The sequence below is a fragment of the Massilia sp. Soil_C_3 genome (assembly GCF_057657035.1).
Genome location: NZ_JBDGJG010000019.1, coordinates 1 through 5,756, shown reverse-complemented (window position 1 = coordinate 5,756; position 5,756 = coordinate 1). Strand labels below are relative to the sequence as shown.

The following is a 5,756-nucleotide window of genomic DNA, read 5'->3' as shown; positions in this document are numbered from 1 at the left end:
GAACCGAAGTTCTTGGCACCTTCATCAAACGCCCACACTTATCGACTGTTAATTTTTAAAGAACTTTATTCGGTACTACATCACCTGCTGTTTGCTTCGAATCGTTGTGTTCGCCAGCAGCAGAGAAGAGAGAGTATGAGGCGTTTTCTAAATCTCGTCAACCCTCTTTTTCCTTCCGCTTTTCGCTACCTTAAAGGCTGCGTCTGCGTTGGGAGAACGAGACTATAACAAACCGATGACACTTCCCGCAAGCCCCGGCTTACCCATTTCGCATTCCTGATGATAGATCGCACCTATCGACATCTTCAATATTATTTGCTTTTAACTATAATCGAGAATCATTATCATTTGGCTCTACAGTCAGCAACCGAAGTGAAGAGGCAATGCCATGGTCATCGCAGCCAAGAAAACCAGCCAGGTCATCACCCACATGACGATCGCCTTCGCCATCGCCTATGCGATGACGGGCTCGGTCATGTTCAGCGGCCTGGCCATCATCATCGAACCAGTGATCAACGTACTCCTGCTCCCCTTCCACGAAAAAGCGTGGGCGACTATCCGCGAGGGAGCGAGATCGGTTCGCGAACGCTATACGCGCATTGCCGCTGAAAAGGTCAGCCAGACGCTCATGCACATGGTCGTGGCTTTTGCTGTCATCTATGGCGCGACCGGCTCGCTTGCCTTCGGTGGCCTGGCCGCCATCCTCGAACCGATCTGCAATGTGCTGCTGCTTCCTCTCCACGACCGGTTCTGGGACAAGCTCGAGCTGCGCATCAACAGTCGAATGCACGCCGCCTGAACCGGTCGCTTCAGTCACCCTAGCCCGCCAGTCACCAACCGGCGGGCTTTTTTGCATGCGCCGATTCAGGCGACTGGCCGCTCTGCACCGCTCTTGAGCTGACGGAAGAGATGCCAGGCCATCGCCCCTAGCGCCAGGACACCGCCGACCAGCAATGCCCATAACCAGCCCCGCTTGCTCCCGGACCGACTCCTGGCGGCATCGTCCACCGCCTGGCCGAACGACCGCTGCTGCACCAGACTTCCAGGCCTGGCCGCCGCTAACGCGGCCAACTCGCGTGCACTGAACCCCGGCGCCACCTGATGTAGCCCGACTCGAGCCGGACGTACCCCTGTGCGGCCAAAGGCCAGCACATAAGGCGGCTTGCCGCCAGCGACGAACACCATGCTCGCGGGTGTCCAGCCCAGGCGCAGCGCCGGGCGCTCGGACACATCGGCCTGCGGCCGCACGATCCACTGGGAGGCATGTGTCACAGGAATCTCGACATCTCCAGAAGCCCGACGCCGCCCGTCCTGGACCATCTGGTAGAACGTCGTGCTCACCAGTGATTGCAATTGCGCCGAGGTTCGTCCTCCCGCCTCGCGCCTGCGGATGGCCTGGTATAGCCCGACCTGCACCGGCATGACGACATTCTGCCCCGTGAATACCAGGCCGAGCGAGTGCGCAGGGATCGCGATGGGCGCCGTATAGACCAGGTCCCGTCCCTCGGGCCCCGGCGAGCCTTGCAGGACGATGGTTTCTAGGTGCCGGGCGGCTTGCCGCTCGACCACATACTCGGCATGAATCGCGGAAAACGCGACCGGCTGGCCGTCCAGCCAGCGGATACGGGCATAGCGAAACGACCGCGGCGTAAATCCGATTCGGTTTTTCTCCACGCTTGCGCCCTGGTCGTTGACCAGCCAGCTCAGCGAGGCCTCGGCCAGCTCATTCCAGTTCTGCAGGTCGTCGCTGACGTCGAGTACCACCCAAGCGCTATAGCTCCCCGTTCCTGGCGGCAGGGACAAGATCAGCCCTCCTACCGGCCCTGCCGCCTTGACCTGTGCTGCGTGGGCGGCCGGTCGCAGGTCGAGGACCAGGCCAACCAGCTCGTCGCTGACCGTGCGCGCCGGCGCCGTCACCGAAATGACTGCGCCATCGCTCCCGGTGCGGATCTGCAGGCTGTCGTGTAGACGTCCGGCATCGCGCGCGCGACCGTGCACGGGAAAGACGGCAACCGGCGTGGCTGACCTGCGCACGGTGGCCGGCGGCGCCAGGTCGGCCAATGCGAACGGCATCGACATGCCGGCGGCATCGAACACCCGCAGGTCGTCCAGCGCCGGCGAACGCGCATTGACGTATATATCGCGCGGCACCCGCAATTGCACGACAGCCTGGCCGGCATCGACGCTGAGCGGCAGGATGTGGGAATAGTCGGCCGGCGCGTCGCCCGGACTTGCAATGGCGGCAAAGGACGTCATCATCAACGCAGCGGCGATGGCGCGCCGATCGAAGAGTGCGTACATGGCTTTTCTCCAGTTCAGCTCAAGCGGAAGCAGCCGACGGCGCGCCGTGCGCCGTTTTCGGGTAGGGCGCAAAGTAGCCGACCAGGAGCAGCAGCAGTCCGACACCGACGAAGGACACGACGCGCGCGATGCTGCCGCCGTTGGCCAGGTCGATCAGGAACAGCTTCAGCACCACGATGCCAAGCACGAACGCTCCGCTCCACCAACTGCGCCTCATGACCCGGCTTGCGGAGAAGCGCATGAGCACGAGCGCGCTCGCGCTCCAGACCAGGGACAGCATGGCTTGCACGAATTGCGATGCGGCGAGCGCGCCGAAGCGGTAGTCGATGCCGACATAGTGCGCCGCGCTGCGCAACAGGATAACGTTGAACCAGGCGTAGGCCGCGATGGCGGCGCCGATCTTCAGCCGATTCAGCAGCGCGTTGTGGAGTGCGGCCTGGCCGGCGAGCTGGCGCAGCGCACTGGCCCACAGCATCAACACGAAGCCGGTGGTCAGGTCGAGCGGATTCAGTAGCGGCAAATAAGGTAACGGGGCCATCGCGCCGTCGTGGCCCAGGTTCCAGGCCACGACCAACATCGCCATTAACACGGTGCCGCCGGGGATGACGACCGTGCGATACCAATCGGCCAACGGTGCACTCGGCCATCTGTCGGCCAGGCTGCGGCGCAGCAGGAATACGAGGGCCAGCATCATGACCCAGCTCGGCAGGTAGTTGCTCCAGGCGGCATCGATGGCCCAATCGGCTTGCACCGCGAGGACTGGGTCGGCCGGCCCGGCAAGCCAGCGGTCGATCACGATGGCACCGGCCGGCCACAGGGCCAGCCACGGCCCGCCGGTACGTACTGCGTGCAAGAGTTTGAGCAAGCTTCGATTGATCTCCGTACCGCCCTCGCTCCAACGCAGCATCGCATACTCGCTGCTGATCCAGAGGGTCGCCCAGGAGATCCAGAACGCCGCTTCCGGCAGGTTGTGCTTCAGATACAGCGTGTTCAGGGCGGCTACCGTGGCCAGGACCAGCATGCCCCAGCAGGCTCCCGCGAGCCAGCGCAGCTGTGGCCACGTCACGCGTGGGCCGAACCACACGCCTGCAATGGCGGTGGTCGCGACCGCGGCTGCGTATAGCAAGGTCCAGCGCGCATACGGATTGCCCAGCCCGGAAGGCAGGTAGTCGACCATCCTGCCTGCGGCGATATTGAGGACGGCACCGAACCACCAGATGCCCGCCCACAGCAGAAGGGCCGATGCGGCTGGACTGCCGGAATGCCCCGAATCGGACTTCCCGACGTCCGCGCGCTGCAGCATGCGGCTGGTCGCGAATGCCGCGCCGGCAAGCATGAAGACACCCAACAAGGGTTGTTCCCCGCGGGCCTCGATCGCGGTGAACGACCAGCCCGGTGCGCAGACAATGCCCACGGCTGCGGCGCCTGCGATCTGGGCCGCCAGGGCCAGCCCGCGCGCCAGCGGCCACGCCATGCGGACACCGACAAGGTACAGCAGCACGGCACTGAACAAGGCGCCGGCCACCATCCAGTTTGCCAAAGTACCGCCGGCGGTACGAAGGATCGCTTCACTCCAGCATGCGCCAAGCAGGGCGATGGCAGCCAGCAGCAGCCCGACACCGGCAAGCTCCGGCAGGCTGTCGTCACCGCCGGCATGCTTGCGCAGGTCGGTCGCGACGATGAATGCACTGGCGCCGAGCAGCAGGAATCCCAGCCACAAATTGGCGGCGAGTGCAGCGTCCGCGGTGAGCCCGGCTGCAGCGGCAATGAAACTTATCCAAGCGCCTGCCTGCAGCAGCAGCCCGAATATCAAGGCGAGCTGACGCCGGTTACGCAGACCGAACCACACGAATCCGGCACCTTCGACCGCCCATGCGGCCGAGGTCCAGCGCGCATCGAGGGCGAACGGAACGGCGAGCGTTCCGAAGATGACGCCGACCACAGCGAAGGTCTCGACCATCATCCGCATGCGTTCCTGCCCGCTGCGCCATAGAGAGATGCCGAGGGCCAGATAGAATCCACCCAGGCCGAGCGCGGTAAAGGCAAGGCCGAAGGGCATGTCCTTGACCAGGCCCACCTGGAATCCGAATGCGAGCAGCGGCGTGCCCAGGACCAGCGTGATGTCGACGTAGTCTTTCATGCGCGTTCTCTCCCGGGTGGCGAACGCAAGCGGAATCGCGACATAGCACAGGAAGAACAGGATCAGGAAGGCTTGCGCCGACCAGTAATGGTCCGCGGTGTAGCGCAGCCCGCCCCAGGTCGCGCCGACGATGAAGGTAAAGACGAATCCCAGCAGATTGAGCGGATGCCATGAACGCATGAAGGCCAGGGCGAACACGCCGGCATTGAGCAGCGCGTAATAGGTGAGGAGTGCGATATGGCTTCCACCTTCCCCGCTCGCCAGCAGCACGGGCGATGCGAAGCCGCCCGTGATGCCGAATGCCGCCAGCCAGGGCGCCTCTTGAAGGACCGCCAGCAGGCAGGTGAACGCCGTAAGGAAAACCAGCAGCGCGAACGCAAGACCGGAAGGTATCAGCGCATAGAGTTGATAGGCACTGAATATCACCAGCATCAGGATGGCGATTGCCGTGCCCTGGATTGGCAGTGCGAGCTCCCTGCGCGTCAGGCGCAGACGCCACCCCCAGGCCAGCAGCCCAAAATCGGCCAGGACCACGGCGGCCAGGCGCAGCTCGATCGGAATGATGAACGTCGCGGCGGCATACTTGAGCAGGAAGCCGATGCCGATGAAGAGGATCACGAGACCGAGCTTGGCGACCAGGTTGCCGGTGAGTAGCCAGGTCTTGACTGCGACGATCCAGCGTGGGGATGGTTCCGGGTAAGGATCCGGAGCTGGCTCTTCCTGGGCCATGGGTGTGGCGGCGATATCGGCTGGAATCGCAGGCTCGGACTCCGGCACAGTGGTGTCGGTTTGTGGCGGGTGGGATGTGATGGTGTCCTCGGCCGCTGGTGCCTGGGGACCAACCTTGATGAGATCCGGGGACGGCACTGGGACCGCAACCGTGTTGGCAGGGCGCCACGCTGGTGCGACGGGAGAGGGTGGTGTCGTGAACCGATGGACCCGCTCGTTTAAGTCCTCGATCCGCTGCTCCAGCTCGGCGATCCTGCTAGCCTTGCTCAGTCCCATGAGCCACGCGACAAGAAACGGATAACCCAGTGTTGCCAGTACCGCCAAGCCGAGCTCTTGCATGGGCGCCTCAAGGTGGGATGGTGTATTCGTGGGAACGGTGCCGTCCAGTCAGCGCAGGGGATGTGTTTGTCCTGGCTGCAAAAGAATATTAAAAGCTAGAAACAAGTTAGGAAGCGAATTTTGCTTTTCGTTGCGCCTGGTCAAGCAGCCATGGCGGCATGATCCTGGCTTCCAAAGCAAAAAACCCCACCAGGATCACCTGGTGGGGTTTTTCATATAACTAGCCTGACGATAACCTACTTTCACA

The 5,756-nt window shown here is 63.1% G+C and carries 3 protein-coding genes; 1 reads left to right on the top strand and 2 read right to left on the bottom strand.

The genetic code is table 11. From position 1 onward, the window contains the following. Positions 1-388 precede the first annotated feature (388 nt). The gene (locus AC3A6F_RS25220) at positions 389-799 is read left to right on the top strand and encodes a DUF2061 domain-containing protein (RefSeq protein WP_487686527.1); all 411 of its coding nucleotides are present in this window, start codon (positions 389-391) and stop codon (positions 797-799) included. A gap of 65 nt (positions 800-864) precedes the next feature. Here the strand turns inward: AC3A6F_RS25220 and AC3A6F_RS25215 are convergent, their stop codons facing one another. Together AC3A6F_RS25215 and AC3A6F_RS25210 are read right to left on the bottom strand one after the other, a co-directional pair. Further along, entirely contained in the window at positions 865-2,301 is a 1,437-nt protein-coding gene (locus AC3A6F_RS25215) for a DUF3999 family protein (RefSeq protein WP_487686525.1), read from the bottom strand. Positions 2,302-2,320: 19 nt separating this feature from the next. Continuing rightward, a complete protein-coding gene (locus AC3A6F_RS25210) occupies positions 2,321-5,509 on the bottom strand; it encodes a DUF2339 domain-containing protein (RefSeq protein ID WP_487686524.1) in 3,189 nt (1,062 codons plus the stop codon). Positions 5,510-5,756 lie beyond the last annotated feature (247 nt).

Bases quoted from the DNA above. Each gene is read 5' to 3' on its own strand.
- AC3A6F_RS25215 (WP_487686525.1), bottom strand. From the start codon at position 2,301: ATGTACGCACTCTTCGATCGGCGCGCCATCGCCGCTGCGTTGATGATG.
- AC3A6F_RS25220 (WP_487686527.1), top strand. From the start codon at position 389: ATGGTCATCGCAGCCAAGAAAACCAGCCAGGTCATCACCCACATGACG.
- AC3A6F_RS25210 (WP_487686524.1), bottom strand. From the start codon at position 5,509: ATGCAAGAGCTCGGCTTGGCGGTACTGGCAACACTGGGTTATCCGTTT.